The sequence below is a fragment of the Rahnella ecdela genome, assembly GCF_019049625.1.
Lineage (GTDB): Bacteria > Pseudomonadota > Gammaproteobacteria > Enterobacterales > Enterobacteriaceae > Rahnella > Rahnella ecdela.
The window spans coordinates 66,834-84,238 of record NZ_JAFMOY010000115.1; the positions used below are offsets into that span (position 1 = coordinate 66,834).

Here is a 17,405-nt window from a genome sequence, read left to right on the forward strand (position 1 = left end):
GCTTCCAACTTGGTAAACTCTCGCCTAATTTCTCACGCGACAGGCAGCGTTTCAGCACTGGTGCTTGTTACCCCCCCGTCGCGTTCTCAGTATTGTTTTCACCGGACACCATATGGCTATCAAGAAGAACGAACTTTACTCCTCCCTTTGGGCGAGCTGCGACGAGTTGCGTGGCGGAATGGATGCTTCACAGTACAAAGACTACGTGTTGACCCTACTGTTTATGAAGTACGTCTCTGACAAAGCTAAGGGCAATCCTTACGCGATGATTGAAGTGCCGGAAGGGGCGAGTTTTGACGATATGGTGGCCCTCAAGGGCAATAAAGAAATTGGCGAGAAGATTAACAAAACTATCGGATTACTGGCTGAAGCTAATGACCTGAAGGGCGTTATTGACATCGCTGACTTCAATGACGAAGACAAGCTGGGTAAAGGTAAGGAGATGATCGACCGCCTTTCCAAGCTGGTGGCTATCTTTGAAGGATTGGATCTCTCTGCCAACCGCGTTGAGGGAGACGATTTGCTGGGTGATGCGTACGAATATTTGATGCGCCACTTTGCTACAGAGTCAGGTAAATCCAAGGGGCAATTTTACACCCCTGCAGAGGTGTCACGCATTCTGGCGAAAGTGATTGGCATCAGCAAACAGACACCGCAGGATGCTACCGTTTATGACCCTACCTGTGGTTCAGGATCTCTATTGTTGAAAGCCAGTGACGAAGCAGGTCCCAAGGGACTGACCATTTATGGCCAAGAGATGGATTATGCGACCAGCGCACTGGCACGCATGAACATGATCCTGCATGACAACGCCACCGCTAAAATCTGGAAAGGTAACACCCTAGCCGATCCACATTGGAAGGATGGCAACGATAACCTGAGAACCTTCGACTTTGCTGTAGCCAACCCCCCTTTCTCCAACAAAAACTGGACCAGCGGGCTGGATGCTTCGAACGATCCATTTGACCGCTTTGTCTGGGGGACACCGCCAGAGAAGAACGGCGACTATGCTTTCTTGCTGCACATTATCAAAAGCCTTAAGAGCACCGGCAAAGGGGCGGTGATCTTACCTCACGGCGTTCTGTTCCGGGGCAATGCCGAAGCGCGTATTCGTGAAAATCTGCTCAAACAGGGTTACATCAAAGGCATTATTGGCCTGCCTGCTAACCTGTTCTATGGCACAGGTATCCCCGCTTGCATCATCATCATCGATAAAGAAGATGCTCGACTCAGAGCGTTCAATGCTAATGGTGAGAGTCAACAAGGTATCTTTATGATCGATGCCAGTAATGGCTTTATTAAGGATGGCAATAAAAATCGCCTACGCGCCCAGGACATCCATAAAATTGTCGATGCATTTAATCGTGAGCAGGAAATCCCTCGTTTCAGCCGCATGGTTCCGCTGTCAGAAATTGCGGCCAACGACTACAACCTCAATATCCCTCGCTACATCGACAGTAGCGAGCCAGAAGATCTGCACGACCTTTCTGGTCATTTGGCTGGAGGCATCCCCGATCGAGATATTGATGCTCTCAGTGCTTACTGGCAAATTTTCCCGACTTTACGCCAGGATCTTTTCGAGCCTGCCCGGCCTGGTTACAGCAATGCTCGAGTCGAAGCAAGTGAAGTTAAAACCACCATACTGGCACACCCGGAATTTGCCGCTTTCAGAGCTGGAGCACTGATACCCTTTGAAAAGTGGTTTGCAGGTTGTCAGCTTGATGAAATTGCTCGTGGTGACTCACCGAAACAGCTGATTGAAGAAATTGGTGAGCGCCTCCTCGTTACTTATGCTTCAGAAGCCACGACAGATACTCCGCTGCTCGAGAACTATGCCATCTATCAGTTACTAATGGATTACTGGATGGAGGTGATGCAAGACGACGTTTATGTTCTGAGCCAGGATGGTTGGCAAGCAGGCAAACTACTACGTGAACTGATTGTGGAAAAAGGCGAAAAACTCAAAGAAACGCCGGATTTGGTAATTGGTAAGAAAAAATATAAGGCTGAACTGTTGCCGCGAGCCCTTTTAGTAGCTCGCTATTTTGCTTCCGAGCAGAAGGTGCTTGATCAACTTCAAGTCGTATATGATGAAGCCGCCCAAGCACTTGAAAGCTTCCTTGAAGAAAACAGCGGTGAAGATGGACTACTTGCCGATGCGATGAATGATAAAGAGAAAGTGACTGCTGCCAGCATTAAGACACGACTTAAAGTTGCCACGGATAAAGAAGAAAAGGCAGTACTTAAAGCTTCTCAGACGTTATTCGATACTGAAACCAAAGCCAAAAAAGCCCATAAAGAAGCACAGGAAAAACTGGATCTTGCGGTGTTTGCTCATTATCCAAAGCTCACTGATAACGACATAAAAATTTTACTGGTTGAAGACAAATGGAAAGCTAGTCTGGTTGGGGCTGTGGAAGCGGAAATTGAGCGTGTCACACAACGACTAGCAAATCGTGTAAAAGAACTGAAAGAGCGCTATAGCATCCCCCTTCCAGATTTAACATTGAATGTCTCTGAACTAGAGTTAAAGGTTCTGACTCATCTTAAGTCTATGGGATTGGAGTGGGTATGATGTTAGAGCAGAATAAAAAACAGGATAATCAAGTGGTTCCGTCTGGTTATAAGTTGACGGAGGCGGGTATTATTCCCGATACTTGGGAAGTTAAGACTATAAATGATGTAGCTACATTTAGTGGAGGAGCGCAGCCATCTAAAGAGTTTTTTTCATCAAAACCTAAAAAAGGTTATATTCGTTTAATTCAAATTAGAGATTATAAAACCTCTGAGTATGAAACATATATTCCGGAGATATTGGCCAAAAAGAAATGCACTGAAAATGACATAATGATAGGTCGATATGGCCCTCCTATTTTTCAAATTTTAAGAGGTATTCAGGGAGCATATAACGTTGCGTTAATTAAAGCAGTGCCTACAACCATGATCGAGAAGGAATACTTATATTACTTCTTAAAAACAAATAAACTTTTCGTATTAATGGATGGTTTATCACAACGTTCTTCTGGTCAGACCGGTATTGAGCTACCTGCTCTCAAATCATATCCCGTTCCTTTGCCCACTAAATTAGAACAAACTGCCATCGCCAATGTGCTCTCCGATACAGATACGCTGATTATCAAGCTTGAAAAGTTAATCGTCAAAAAACAGGCCATCAAAACCGCCACCATGCAGCAACTGCTGACTGGTCACACGCGCTTACCGCTGTTTGCTAAACGCCCCGATGGGACACTCAAGAGCTATAAATTCAGTGAACTTGGAAGGATTCCGGAAGATTGGGAGGTACACCCACTTGGTTATTTACTCAATGATTCACCGCGTTACGGAATTAATGCCCCAGCAGTAAAATTGGGGAGGAATATTCCCGTTTATATTCGTATAACTGATATTAGTGATAATGGATATTTTAGACCCACTGAGAAAGTCGGTGTAAATAGCCCACTTTCTGATTCCTATATACTACAGGAAGGGGACATTGTCTTAGCAAGAACAGGGGCTAGCGTTGGTAAATCTTATCTTTACAAACCAGAGGATGGCACCCTCGTGTATGCAGGATTTCTTATCAAAATTACGCCAGATCAAAGATCCCTAAATTCAAAATTCCTTTTCCAGTTTCTACAGACACAGCAGTATTGGAATTGGATAGCTACAAACTCAATGCGAAGCGGGCAACCAGGAGTTAATGGGAATGAATTCGCAAGTTTACCCATACCAGTACCACCCAAAAAAGAACAAACTGCCATCGCCAGCATCCTCTCTGATATGGACGCTGAACTCGAGGCTCTGGAGCAAAAACTCTCCAAGATCCGAGATATAAAACAAGGAATGATGCAACAACTGCTGACCGGACGCATCCGTTTACCATTGGATCACCAACCATGAAAAATACCCTTGATAAGACAGTTCTGTCGGTCAAGGGTCTGCTTAACCTGACCGAAATAGCAATTCCGGCCTATCAACGCCCTTATAAATGGACGGTGAAAAATATCAGTGAACTGTTTGCGGACATAAACAGTCATCTCGATAAATCGGCCTACCGCTTGGGCTCAGTAGTGTTTCATCAAGCTGAGAGCGATGCAGAAAACCGACTGGATATCGTCGATGGTCAGCAACGAACACTGACATTAATACTGGCCGTATGGGCACTTATCGAAACCCGGCTTGCTGGGCTGGAACGTCAGGATTTGCAGGAAACGCTTGTCCAGTTAAGACCCTCCGTTGAAAGTTTTATGAAGCGGCAACGTTTTGCTAGCCAGGTGTCGGAATACAATCTGTACCAGAATTATCAGGAGCTGAAACGCAGGGTTAGCCATCGAGAATTCAGCGAGCAACATATCGATTTTCTTCTCAACCACTGCCAGGTAGTGGTTTTTGTGCTGACTGACCTGTCTGAAGCCTTTCAGTTCTTCGACTCACAAAATGCTCGTGGGCGGGATCTGGATCCACACGACCTGCTTAAAGCCTTCCATCTACGTGAATTCGCCAGTCATGAGGTAGAACTAAAAGCTGCATCCGTTGCCCATTGGGAAGGATTGCCCAGTGATGACCTGGCTAATCTTTTCGCATCCTATCTCTACAGAGTACGTCAGTGGTCCCAGGGGAATTCCGCTCGTTTCTTTGGCAAGGATGAAGTCGGCCTATTTAAAGGGATCAATATTGACCAGATTGGTCAGTTCCCTTATGTGGAATCTTTGCGTATGGCTCATCATTTTGTGGATGACTATAACAATCAATACCAGCGCAAGATTGATGGCCAGAAAATGCGTTTCCCTTTCCATCTCGATCAGATGATTATCAATGGAAGACGCTTTTTCGAAATGGCAGAACACTACCAGCAACAGGTATCGGCAATTATCTCCTGTGAGCATGCTACCAGCCACACCCAACAACCTTTAGTAATTCAGGGCGTAGTCCTGAGTGAAATGGCAACACAGATACTAAGAACGTTAAATAGCTATCGAAATCGCTATCGAACAGGGGATCAATATATACGCACCATGTTTGACTGTGCTCTGATCTTTTATATCGACAAATTTGGCGGGCAGTCCTTATCTGTAGCGATTGAAAAAAGCTTTATCTGGGCCTACAGATGCCGAATTCGGCAGCAAGTGGTACAACTTGCAACCATGGACAAGTATGTGCTGGATAACAATCTGTTCCGGGTGATCAAAGAAGCCAGAGTACCTGGCGATGTGCTATCTATGCCATTACTCACAATTCGGGCTTCAGAAAATAATAATAACCGCCGTACCGGTAACCATGAGCAAGATGAGCTGGTGAGGTTGTTCAAGGAGATGAACTACTATGAGTGATGCAAAGGTAACATCCTTTACGGTCCGATCATTACTGGGCGATGCATCTCGTTATCTTATCCCCATGTACCAGCGTAACTATGCCTGGGGAGAGGGTGAAATAACTCAACTTGTGCAGGACATACTCGACTACCAGCAAAAAAGCCTGCTTAGCCCATTCCCTCAAACTTACTACATCGGTACGTTAGTCGTGTTCACTCGTCCTGATGGGCAGTCAGAGATAATCGACGGACAGCAGCGTTTCACTACTCTATCCCTTCTTGCTAACTGGTTAAAAAAACATGCGGAATCCACGCTGGATATGAGCTGGTACCAAGGGATTAACTTAGGGTTTGAGAGCAGACCCAAGTCTGGCGAAACCTTTGCTCGGCTCTGGCAAGGTGTGGAACCGCATAAACTGCGGAGCAAGGAATTTAATGAAGGGCTGATCAATGGCTATGAACTTATTGGCAAGGTACTACGCGACTTGAAATTAGTTGATGAGTCATTAATTCATTTTTGTACCTATCTGTTCGACCATGTACAAATTGCCCGAATAGAAGTGCCTGCCGATACCGACCTCAATCATTTTTTTGAGGTGATGAACAACCGAGGCGAGCAACTTGAAAAACATGAGGTGGTGAAAGCGCGACTGATGGCTGTGCTCAACGAGATAACGGACCAGCAAGATCGGCAGAACAGCCTGAACACCCTCTCACGAGTTTGGGATGCTTGCTCCAACATGGAACGTTATGTCCAGTACGGTTTTACACCAGCCGAACGTCATCAATTATTTGGGCAGGAAAATTGGGGGCAATTTGTGCCTGCTGATTTTAATTCTCTAGCTGACATGCTTATCCCATCGGCTTCGGAGCTTGGCACAAGAGAGAACCAAACAAACCGCACACTGACTGACATTATCAAGTCATCTTCAACCATAAGTGGTGAAAGAGGTGAAGAAGATGAAGGTAGCTCAGAGCGTTTTAATAGTGTTATCAACTTCTCCAACTTCCTGCTCCATGTGTTGCGTGTCTTTAGCCAAACTGGAAAGGTCAAAGTAGATGTTCCGCTTGATGACAAACAATTAATCGAACAGTTCGAACTTCGGTTATTAAAGCAGAATGACCCGGTTAAAGCGGTACAGGATTTCGTCTTTGCACTTCTCAAATGCAAATACCTTTTTGATCAGTTCGTGATAAAACGAGAGTTCGCCAAAGGTAGCGATGGCTGGAGTTTGAAGCGCCTGCGTTGGTATTCAGAGAAGAGTACCAGTTATACCAATACGTTTAATGAAGATGAGATTAACAATACCGGCATCAACCGGCAGATTTTGATGTTGCTTTCCGCCTTCCACGTTTCAACCCCTACTCTGGTTTACAAACACTGGTTGAATGGGGCTTTGTTCTATCTGTTTAATGCCCATTCCGCTGTAAGCCAGATCGAAGCAAGGGAATATATCGAATATCTGGAGCGTCTTGCCTCCGCATTTGTCTTTCAGAACTTCCTGGCAGAAGAAACGCCAAAATCATATTTTGAGATTATCTACGGCAATGAGTCACATATCCAACCTGTTGTACTGTCAGATCAGATTCAGAAGAAGATGCGCTTTGGTACGATAGCAAACAACTTGGTATTCAATTACCTGGACTACTTACTCTGGTGTCGTGACAGAAATAAAGCTGAGATAGTCAAACGTTTTGAGTTTACCTTCCGAAGTTCGGTAGAGCATTTCTATCCTCAGCACCCCATGGATGGCTACAGGACATTACCAGATACATCGTTGCATAGCTTCGGCAACCTCAGTCTGATTAGCCACAGCAAAAATTCACGACTTAGCAACTTCCAGCCAAAACAAAAGCAAGAGCATTTCGAAGCGAGCCTTGAACGTAATGAAATTGATAGTCTGAAATTGCTCGCAATGATCGAGCTGATGAAGAAGAACAATCAGTGGGGCGAGGAGGAAATCGTCACTCACGAAGCGGAAATGCTGGCAGTGTTAACCGGTGCCGGTGGTATGGATAGCGTATTTAAGGAGGTGTTATGAATAATGTCGGCCAGCGTGAACGCATAACACAACAACGTGTTATTCAACTATTCATCGAGCACTTAGGTTATCGCTATCTGGGAAACTGGCATAAACGCGAAGACAACCGCAACATCGAACCTTCCTTAGTTTCTGCCTGGCTAACAAAATGTGGCGTTTCAGAAGTGCTTATCGACCGCGTGTTGCGACAACTTGACAGAGCCGCAAGTCTCGGCGAAGGCCGTATCCTCTATGATGCCAACAAAGAGGTCTATCGCCTGTTGCGCTACGGTGTGAAGGACAAGGAAGGTGCAGGTGAGCAGAACCAGACCATCTGGCTGGTGGACTGGAAAAATCCAGAAGCGAATGATTTTGCTATTGCTGAAGAAGTGACACACAAAGGCGAAAATAAGAAACGCCCGGATTTGGTTCTGTATGTTAACGGCATTGCACTTGGTGTGATTGAGCTTAAACGTTCTACAGTGTCAGTTTCAGAAGGTATACGCCAAAACCTCGATAACCAGCAAAAAGCATTTATCCGTAACTTCTTCACCACCATCCAACTGGTGATGGCCGGTAATGATTTAGAAGGGCTTCGCTATGGCGTAATCGAAACGCCGGAGAAGTATTATCTGCAATGGAAAGAAGCCGCTGAGTCGCCCCATTCCAACATGCTCGATCGTCATCTGGCCCAGATATGTAATAAACAGCGCCTGCTGGAATTGATCCACGACTTTATCGTCTTTGATGCTGGGGTGAAAAAAACCTGCCGCCATAACCAATATTTTGGCGTCGCTGCAACGAAACCTTTTATTCAGCGCAATGAAGGCGGGATCATCTGGCATACCCAGGGCAGCGGTAAAAGTCTGACTATGGTTTGGCTAGCAAAATGGATCAGAGAAAATATCACCGATAGTAGAGTGCTGATCATAACCGACCGCACAGAGCTAGATGAACAAATCGAAAAAGTCTTCAACGGCGTGGAAGAGGAAATCCTTCGCACCCGAAGCGGAGCAGATTTGGTAACTCGCCTTAATCAAACCAAACCTTGGCTTATATGTTCGCTAGTACATAAATTTGGCCGTCACGAAGAGGATGACATAGAGGCCGACACTGACGATTTCATCGAACAAATGAAACGAAGTATTCCTGCCGATTTTAGCCCGAAGGGAAAATTGTTCGTATTTGTGGATGAGTGCCACCGAACCCAGTCCGGCAAATTGCATTCGGCAATGACAAGCATACTTCCAGATGCGCAGTTTATAGGCTTCACTGGCACCCCACTGATGAAGAAAGACAAGAAGAAGTCAGTTGAAATCTTCGGGCCCTATATTCACACTTATAAATTTGATGAAGCAGTAAATGATGGGGTTGTGCTGGATTTGCGCTACGAGGCTCGTGACATCGATCAACGAGTGAAATCTCAGAAAAAAGTCGACCAGTGGTTTGATGCCAAAACCTCTAAACTCTCTCGCCTTGGTCAGCAGCAACTCAAACAGAAATGGGCTTCAATGCAGAAGCTCTTGTCTAGTCGCTCGCGGCTGGAACAGATTGTGGCTGACATCCTTCTCGATTTCGAACAAAAACCGCGACTCGCCGACGGCCGAGGTAACGCCATGTTGGTTTGTTCCAGCGTCTATCAGGCCTGCAAATGCTATGAGATGTTTAGCGAAGCTGGTTTTGCCGGTAAATGTGCGATTGTGACGAGCTACCAGCCAAATGCCAGTGAGATTAAAGGCGAGGAAAGTGGTGAAGGGCTGACTGAGAAACTAGCCAAGTACAACATCTATCGAAAAATGCTTGCGGAGTATTTTGAGCAACCGGAGGCTGAGGCAGCTAAACGCGTGAGTGATTTTGAAAAAGAGGTCAAACAACGCTTTATCAAAGAACCTGGCCAGATGCGCCTATTGATAGTTGTTGATAAGTTATTGACTGGGTTTGACGCCCCCTCTGCTACTTACCTTTATATCGACAAAAAAATGGCTGACCATAACCTCTTCCAGGCGATCTGCCGGGTTAACCGGTTGGATGGTGAAGATAAAGAATACGGCTATATTGTCGACTATAAAGATCTTTTCCGCTCACTGGAAAAAACAGTTCAGGACTACACCGCAGAAGCCTTTGATGGCTACGACAAAGAAGATGTAGCCGGTTTACTGAAGGATCGGTTGCAACAGGCCAAAATTGATTTAGATGGCGCGCTTGATGCAGTTCGTACTCTTTGCGAACCAGTTCGCATGCCACGACATCAGCTAGATTATCAGCACTATTTCTGCGGTGAACCCGGTGCAGTAGCCGAACAAATATCCGAGAAAGAAGCGTTACGACTAACACTTTATCAATCTGTGGCGAGGCTTATCCGCACTTTTACTGGTCTGGCAGGTGAAATGACAGATGCTGGCTATAGTGAGCAGCAGGCAGAGAAAATCCGCCTCGAAGTTGAGTTTTACTCGAAAGTACGCGATGAAATCAAAATAGCCAGTGGCGATCTCGTGGATATGAAGCAGTTCGAGCCAGGTATGCGGCAGATGCTAGATCTTTGGGTGGATGCCGATCCTAGTGAAACGCTGATGGACTTTGAGCAGCTAGGGCTACTTGAACTGATTATTGAACGCGGAGAAGATGCACTGGATGGACTTCCAGCCGACATGCGTGGCAACCAAGAGGCCATGGCTGAAGCAATTGAAAATAACGTTCGCAGAACCATTGTTGATGAAAATCCGGTAAACCCGAAATACTACGAAAAAATGTCGGTGTTGCTTGATGAACTGATCGCACTTCGTCGTCAACAGGCTATCTCCTATCAAGAGTATCTGGAGCACGTACGTGAACTAGCGAAGCAGGTGAAACATCCTCAGTCAGGTAGTAAAAGTACTTATCCAGCAAGCATTGATACTCTCGCCAAGAAAGCGTTTTATGACAACCTCGGGCAGGATGAAGTGTTAGTCATAAAGATAGATACTGCAGTCCGTCACACCAAAAAAGCCGACTGGTATGGAGATCGTTTTAAAGAGCGCGAGATCAGCTTCGCTATCGCGGAAGCAATTAAAGGTTATACAGTGACGGTCGCGGATGTGATGAAACTGGTGAAGGCGCAGAAGGAGTATCGTTAATGCCTTTGGTTACCATTGGTGAGCTAACTCTAGATTTACAGCGTAAAAAAATTAAAAACCTGCATATCAGCGTTCTACCTCCGGATGGCCGAGTAAGGGTATCGGCTCCCGTATCACTGTCAGACACAGCTATTAGGATGGCTGTAGTAAGAAGGCTGGTATGGATCCGACAGCAGCAAGCACAATTTCAGGCTCAGCCGCGCCAGAGTGAACGAGAAATGTGTAGTGGAGAAACACACTATCTTTGGGGAAGAGGATATCGACTGGATGTAGTTTTAGTGGATAAGCCCGCTGAAGTGAAACTTCAGGGCGGTTGGATACGCATGAAAGTACCTCCACATTACGGCACAGCCCAACGGGAAGCAGTTCTCAACCAATGGTATCGCAGTATTTTAAAACATAGACTGCCCAAGTTGATGGCCAAATGGCAGCCCGAGATGAAGGTTGAAGCGAGCTTTGTTGGTATCAAGCGAATGAAGACTAAGTGGGGTAGCTGCAACCCTCAGTCTGCGCGTGTCTGGATCAATCTCGAACTGGTTAAAAAGCCTCCTGAATGCCTTGAATTCATTGTAGTTCACGAGCTAGTTCATCTTCATGAACGTAAGCACAATGAGCGTTTTATCGGCCTGATGAACATGTACCTACCGAACTGGCGAGAACACAGAGCAAAGTTGAATAAGATGCCCTTGGCTTATAATCATTGGGGGTATTGATCAACGGGGAGCAGATCAGTGACAGAGCTCTCTAAATGTAAGATCCAGATGAATTATTTACTATTGGCTCCGTAAATTTCTCTGTAGTCTAACAATCAAGAGTTTGGAATATAAACAGCACAACTGGTATGTTAAAGTCATTGTGAAAATGTGGTCATTCGGGGATATCTGGATATTACACAAGGAGTTCAAATGGGTATCAGTGTGCAAGTTCTACAAGCCAATCATGGTGACTGCATCCTAGTAACACATGAAAGTCTGAATGGCGTATGGAACTTACTAATTGATGGAGGCAACGCTGCTACCTTTCAGTTCGGCCAAAGAGGTCGTTATAGCGGTGCTCTTCGCTGTGTGCTTGATGAACTGAAGGAGAAAGGGCAAAAAATTGATTTAGCGATTTTAACTCACATCGATGATGACCACATTGGCGGCCTGTTAAGAGCATTTGAGACACCGGGCTATCTGAGTGAAATGGTGTCGTCAATCTGGTTCAATTCATCGCGGTTCATTACTGACTACTTCAATGTTGCCGAAATTTCAGACAACGATATTCATCTCCGGGACGATTCGCCCCTGACGAGCGTCAGGCAAGGTAAAAACCTGGAAACACTGTTGAATGAAATCAGTTGCGCGCGGCAACCTGTCGTAATGGCTTCTCAAAAAATCATAAAAGGTCCTTTCACATTTACTATATTATCTCCCGATGAAGACAAACTCAGGAAACTTCTTCATAAGTGGCCTGATGACCCTGAGCCAACTACCACCTCAGGGCATTCTACTGATTACGACTTGAGCCTTGATGACATTTTGGCTGATGATATATTTGAAAATGATCCTTCTGATTACAATGGCAGTTCTATTGCTTTCATTCTTGAAGCTGAGGGGAAAAGAATGCTTTTTCTCGGCGATGCTCATGACAAAATTATTGTGCGTAGTCTCCGGGCACTTGGACATAGTGAGACGAGAAAACTGCCGCTTGATTTTGTAAAGATTTCTCATCATGGCAGTCAATACAATACCAGTTCAGAATTTCTTTCATTGATAAATACACACCGGTTCATTATATCTACCAATGGAGCTATGCACGGGCTACCTAATAAAAGAACTATCGCCCGAATTTTGGCCTCTGGTAGTGGGAATATATGCTTTAATTACTCTGAAATTATTTCGCCATTACTGCATGAACATGAGACCGAAACCTATTCCTCACGACTCGTAGCACTTGACGGAAAAATCAGGCTATAAAATGACCGCATCAGAATTAATGGCTTCCTATTGCGTCGTTGTAAATAAGGGCAGCGGCGTTCTGGTCAATGCTATGTCTCAGGATTATTCTTACGTTCTTACGGCAAGGCACGTGTTAACAGAGGCCAACGCTAAACTTGTCGTCACAGACGTTCAAGGTAGAGAGCTCAAGGTTTTATCAGTTCTGAATCACACCGATCAAAGTCATTCAGACACATATGACTGTGCCGTGATACAGGTTGAGTATATTCCAACAGTTGCACAACAATCATTCCCAGCCTCATCATTGCCTGATATGGCACCTCTAAAGCTTGTCGGTTTTCCGGGAACAGAGAGAGGAAGTACAGACCCAATGAAAGTCCAAGACGGACATATGACAAGCGTAAGGGACCATTTGATTGTCTTCACAGTCAGTGGCACACCAGGGAAAGATGCAATTGAAGGTATGTCTGGTGGTGGTATTTATCATGTAGCCAATGAACGTCCCTATTTGGTGGGGGTTGAATTTGGTATGGATAGTATCAACAAGCATCAACAATATGGCCGTGTTCAATGCCAAGGGCTAGTGAGATTTGAAGAAATCATCGAGGCAAATAACAAAGCTCCCATTATACCAGCCTATTTGGAATGCTTTTCGCGTCTGAGAGAACAGATATTCAGTTTTATGTTATTAATAAAAATACTATTATTGGTTTAAAGACTGAGTTACTTAACTTTGCTGATAGCCTTGTCGCTCAAGGGATACCGCCTCCGTTCGAGCTCATGACAAAATATAAAGACGACTTAATAATCGCACCTTTTCAGCCTGCTGATATAAAAGATAAAAGGTTATGGGTTGCTTATTTCGAATTTTTGATAATTTGCGCAATCCTGGATAATGTAAGCGCCACTGACTATCGCTATATTAAAGAATTAGAGCGACGCCGAAGAATTCTATATACAAATGATGGTTCTAACTGGGTTGGTAAGCTAGACATAATTCTAAAAGCCGCTAGAAAATTTCTTGATAAAGACGGAACTGTGATTGTTGCTTCTCCAGAACAGGGAGCTGATTTATTGCCAGATGGATTTGAAGTGGACAGAGTTATACAAAATATCGCACTGGTTCCGGGAGCCGGACCTCTTGCCCCTATCGATCAGGTTGAACGGGCGATGTACAAAAGTTTTGTATTGACGCACCTCGAGGGACTTCGTAAACAATGCGTCGTACGTAATGAAAGACTTTTTGCAAATACCGAACCTGGTGTTGCTCAGTTGCGTGCGTTTAAGGAGTACTTCAATGCATTTATTAAATAAAGAACACGACTTAAATTTCCTGCATACAAAATTCAAAGAGATGAGCTTTAAGCTTTTTGTTTCAAATGATGAAGGTTCATATATCTCTTGTGTTGCATGTTGGTGTGAAAGTGCTTCCCAAGTTGTTGACAACTGGAGTGCCATCCAAAACTATTTATCTGTTTTTTATCAGCCCCCGGGGGATATAGCGCTATGGAATATTTACCTGGCATTTTTTTGTACAGAAACGCTTCCAATATGGGAGAAATATAAAATTGAAAATGATAAGTATGCTGTCAGAAAGTTGGTACTCGATGGAACTGGAACCATTCTTCCTAATGCTGAATCCCTGACTCTTCTAAACAACCACTTGTTAGGTGCTGATCTGGAGCTTACCGAACGAAACAAGGGTACAGAGGATGAGTTTTCCTTATCTTTGGGTGATTATGTTCGAGGTACTCCTTTAGATTCAACTTTTGAATCAAGAGAGACTCGAGCCCGAAGAATCGATAACATAATTGAATTTCTGAGCCAAAATGAAAATAAAAAAAGTTGAGATCGAAGGTTTCCGTGCCTACAAATATAAGGAGGATGGAATTTTCGATTTTACGAACGATGATGAAATGCCTTCTAACTTTGTTGCAATTTATGCTCCTAATGGTTTTGGAAAAAGCTCCTTTTATGATGCAGTTGAATGGGCGATTACGAATCATTTGGAAAGGCTTGGTGGTGACTATAATCGTTCAAATCATGAACTCGCAGCTAAAAGTACTAAAGAAAAAGGCATAGCTCAAAAAATCCTACGCAATAAGGATGTTGATAGCAGTATACCAACACGCGTTACAGTTACCACCACTCTCCCCAAACCATTCAACCGAAACCTTAGAGCGCCACGTTCAAATTCAAGTGATATCAGAATCGGTGTAAATAAGAATAAAGAAAATGAATACTTTAGAAAGATTATCCTAAGCCAAGATGAAATTGATCGATTTTTAAGGGAGGCTAAACCGCAGGATCGATATAATCGTTTCATGGAAAGCTTTGGGTGTGATGCCGAGATTGCCCGTCAGGAGTTGACAGTTTTAATTAATGATAACAAGGTTGTACTAGCTGATCTGGAAAAAGAGAGAAACAAACTTCTAGATCAACTACAGGAACCAGTTGATGTATATATGTTCGAAAAATTTAATAAAATTGTGTCTGAATTGAATAAAGACGATGAAAATTTGATCTTGGTGGATGATCAATTCTCATTAAATACTCAACATGACATGGTTTCAGCCATCATAACCCGTACTCAAGAACTAAAAAAACAAGCTTCTGCTAATATCAATTTGCGAGAATCACTAACTAAATATTTTTCTAAATTGCCAGAATTAAAACTGAATCTTAGCCTAATCAAGGAGCAACAACACAAGCTGCTTAAATTTAGTAAAGGATTGCAGGAGGCCGAACGATATCAGTCATTATTAACTTCCTACTCGACTATTCAGAACGAATACCAGTATGCAAGCCAGCAATTGCTAACTCTAAATGAAGTAGCTGAATACTTAAAAATTTTTCTGGATACTCAATCAGAAATAACAAATGTCACTGAAAAATGCTCCTCGCTTTCTAGGCAACACACTTATGAAGCAACCATACTTGTTGATCTTCAACAGTCACTCAGCAAACTTGATTCAGACTTAACCGAGGCTGATAATCGCTCATTGCTTCTACGTACAGCGTTAGATAATTGTTCCTCTATTTACTCTGAAATAAATGTACAACAAGAACGACTAAAAAAACTTAGTGCTCAAGTTGTAAATACAAATTTGTCATTAATTCTAAATAAGAATCTGCGAGATAATATTCAGCTTGAGTTAACAACGATATCTTCCCTCACGGTTAATGCGGAATCATTGCTTAATTCTGATTTAAGCGCAATTAATTTTGATAAGCTTAAACTGGATGAATTAGGACATATTTCTGAAGAACTGAAAGCGTTACTGCTGCACGATCAATCTATTAAGAAAACTCAAATTTCTTTAGCCGAGCAAATGGGACTTCATGAACGTCTGGTTACCTCTGGTCTAGAGTATCTGAGTATATGGCCTACTAATATTTGCCCTTTATGTAACAAGCCGCATGATTCTGAGTCGGCTCTCCAAAAAGAAGTAAAGAATACAGAACTATTGTCAATTCTAAGTAAGGAGAATGCAGAAAAACTCAATGCTTCCACTAAACGACAAAGCTTACTCAAAGCCAAGATGGATGCAATCGTCCAAGAGGCCGTTAGGATTCAGATGGATCGCCTTTCTGATCTAAGAACTAAACTTAACGACCAAGGTTTGCAAGTATCTAAACTAGAAGAGCAAAAATCATTACTTCAGGCAGAGGTCAACTCTCTGCAGTTGCAAATCAAATCCCTTCAACTTTCTGTCTGGGAACTTACTAAAGAAGAACTCATATCTCGGACAGAAGCCGAACTCAAAGATCTCACTTTAAAGAAAGAAGAATTGCTTAATAGTAAAACAGTGTTAAGCCAAAATATTGATGAAAAAAAATTGCTCATAACGCAGATTGAGTCATCGATTAAAATGCTCAATTTACAAATTAAAACCACTGCCTCTAAATCAGCTTATCAAAAGGTAAATGTTTACCTTATTGAAAATAGCTTGCAGCCACATGAATTTAAAACATATTACGTCGAAAAGCGAGCGGCAATTGAAAAATGCAGAAAAGAACATTTATCTGATGCAAAAAAAATTGCTGAACAGTCAAAATCCCTGAAAGAGACTATGATTGCTAACGAAACTATGACTGATATTGAAGTATTATCCGCAGAGAAAAAGCAGGCGGAGAATCATATCGCTGAGTATGAATCATTTATACAGTCTTTCGTTGCGTCTTTGAATCAAATGATTGGCCCGCAGGATGGCAAGACTGCCGATGAGATAGGAATAACTATAACCGAAACCATTAATTTCCAGATACTGCAATATCGAGGAATTGATAGTAAACTGAAAAAATTTGAACTGTTATCAGAACTATTGAAAGCAACAGAGTTGTATTTAACAAATCAAGTGCTCCGTGAAAACCTTACCACCGTGGAGAAACGCTTAACTCAGAGAAATCAAGTTGATAAAGTGCTGCTGGCTGAGAGAGAAAAGGTTATTGATGAACTTAGAAAGCTCATAAGAGAGTTCTTTTATGAAGATCTTATTGATTCTATTTACAGAAAAATCGATCCACATCCATCCCTCAAAAAGGTTGAGTTCCGTCCAGATTTTGAGACATCAGATCGTCCTGGATTAAATATTGTCCTCAGCGATGAGGAAGGGAAAACCGTGTCGCCAATTCTTTTTTTCAGCGCTGCTCAGTTGAATATTCTCAGTTTAAGCGTATTTTTGGCTAGTGCACTTCATGCCAAGGATGATAATGGTGATCCAATAGATGTCATTATGATTGATGACCCGATACAATCAATGGACTCAATTAATGTCTTAGCCACAATTGATCTCCTACGAAGCATTTCTGTTCGTTTTAATAAGCAGATTATAATCTCAACACATGATGATAACTTCTTTAGTTTGCTTCAGCGCAAGATCCCTTCACAAGTAATGGGTTCAAAATTCCTTAAGCTGGAAAAATTTGGTGTTGTAGTTCCTGTAGAATCATTGAGTAATTAATAGCTAATAAAAATATGACCATATACTGGGCCAGCCCCGGACCAGTATATGGGACA

The 17,405-nt window shown here is 43.3% G+C and carries 9 protein-coding genes and 1 pseudogene; all 10 read left to right on the plus strand.

Annotated features, from left to right (window positions below; genetic code table 11):
- Positions 1-112 precede the first annotated feature (112 nt).
- The 10 genes and pseudogenes from J1784_RS06485 (at position 113) to J1784_RS06535 (ending at position 17,349) form a co-directional block, all read left to right on the plus strand.
- Positions 113-2,575, plus strand: a complete 2,463-nt coding sequence (locus J1784_RS06485; protein WP_217148498.1) for a type I restriction-modification system subunit M — start codon at positions 113-115, stop codon at positions 2,573-2,575.
- Complete coding sequence (locus J1784_RS06490) at positions 2,572-3,900, plus strand: restriction endonuclease subunit S (protein ID WP_217148499.1); 1,329 nt, start codon at positions 2,572-2,574, stop codon at positions 3,898-3,900. The genes J1784_RS06485 and J1784_RS06490 overlap by 4 nt, the downstream gene beginning before the upstream one ends.
- The gene (locus J1784_RS06495) at positions 3,897-5,330 is read left to right on the plus strand and encodes a DUF262 domain-containing protein (RefSeq protein WP_217148500.1); all 1,434 of its coding nucleotides are present in this window, start codon (positions 3,897-3,899) and stop codon (positions 5,328-5,330) included. Before J1784_RS06490 ends, J1784_RS06495 begins: the two co-directional genes overlap by 4 nt.
- Entirely contained in the window at positions 5,323-7,353 is a 2,031-nt protein-coding gene (locus J1784_RS06500) for a DUF262 domain-containing protein (RefSeq protein ID WP_217148501.1), read from the plus strand. The genes J1784_RS06495 and J1784_RS06500 overlap by 8 nt, the downstream gene beginning before the upstream one ends.
- A complete protein-coding gene (locus J1784_RS06505; protein WP_217148502.1) occupies positions 7,350-10,445 on the plus strand; it encodes a type I restriction endonuclease subunit R in 3,096 nt (1,031 codons plus the stop codon). The genes J1784_RS06500 and J1784_RS06505 overlap by 4 nt, the downstream gene beginning before the upstream one ends.
- Positions 10,445-11,158: a M48 family metallopeptidase gene (locus J1784_RS06510; RefSeq protein ID WP_217148503.1), complete on the plus strand. Its 714-nt coding sequence runs from the start codon at positions 10,445-10,447 to the stop codon at positions 11,156-11,158. The genes J1784_RS06505 and J1784_RS06510 overlap by 1 nt, the downstream gene beginning before the upstream one ends.
- A 192-nt stretch (positions 11,159-11,350) precedes the next feature.
- Positions 11,351-12,403, plus strand: coding sequence for a ComEC/Rec2 family competence protein (locus J1784_RS06515; protein ID WP_054878687.1), 1,053 nt, complete (start codon positions 11,351-11,353; stop codon positions 12,401-12,403).
- Positions 12,404-12,476: 73 nt separating this feature from the next.
- Positions 12,477-13,699 (plus strand): annotated as a pseudogene (locus J1784_RS26720) (ABC-three component system protein).
- Positions 13,683-14,234, plus strand: a complete 552-nt coding sequence (locus tag J1784_RS06530; protein ID WP_054878689.1) for an ABC-three component system middle component 1 — start codon at positions 13,683-13,685, stop codon at positions 14,232-14,234. Before J1784_RS26720 ends, J1784_RS06530 begins: the two are co-directional and overlap by 17 nt.
- On the plus strand, positions 14,215-17,349 hold the full coding sequence (locus tag J1784_RS06535) for an AAA family ATPase (protein WP_217148506.1): 3,135 nt from the start codon (positions 14,215-14,217) through the stop codon (positions 17,347-17,349). The genes J1784_RS06530 and J1784_RS06535 overlap by 20 nt, the downstream gene beginning before the upstream one ends.
- Positions 17,350-17,405 lie beyond the last annotated feature (56 nt).

Excerpts from the sequence above, each read along its gene's own strand:
- J1784_RS06485 (WP_217148498.1), top strand. The coding sequence starts at position 113 with ATGGCTATCAAGAAGAACGAACTTTACTCCTCCCTTTGGGCGAGCTGC.
- J1784_RS06490 (WP_217148499.1), top strand. The coding sequence starts at position 2,572 with ATGATGTTAGAGCAGAATAAAAAACAGGATAATCAAGTGGTTCCGTCT.
- J1784_RS06495 (WP_217148500.1), top strand. The coding sequence starts at position 3,897 with ATGAAAAATACCCTTGATAAGACAGTTCTGTCGGTCAAGGGTCTGCTT.
- J1784_RS06500 (WP_217148501.1), top strand. The coding sequence starts at position 5,323 with ATGAGTGATGCAAAGGTAACATCCTTTACGGTCCGATCATTACTGGGC.
- J1784_RS06505 (WP_217148502.1), top strand. The coding sequence starts at position 7,350 with ATGAATAATGTCGGCCAGCGTGAACGCATAACACAACAACGTGTTATT.
- J1784_RS06510 (WP_217148503.1), top strand. The coding sequence starts at position 10,445 with ATGCCTTTGGTTACCATTGGTGAGCTAACTCTAGATTTACAGCGTAAA.
- J1784_RS06515 (WP_054878687.1), top strand. The coding sequence starts at position 11,351 with ATGGGTATCAGTGTGCAAGTTCTACAAGCCAATCATGGTGACTGCATC.
- J1784_RS06530 (WP_054878689.1), top strand. The coding sequence starts at position 13,683 with ATGCATTTATTAAATAAAGAACACGACTTAAATTTCCTGCATACAAAA.
- J1784_RS06535 (WP_217148506.1), top strand. The coding sequence starts at position 14,215 with ATGAAAATAAAAAAAGTTGAGATCGAAGGTTTCCGTGCCTACAAATAT.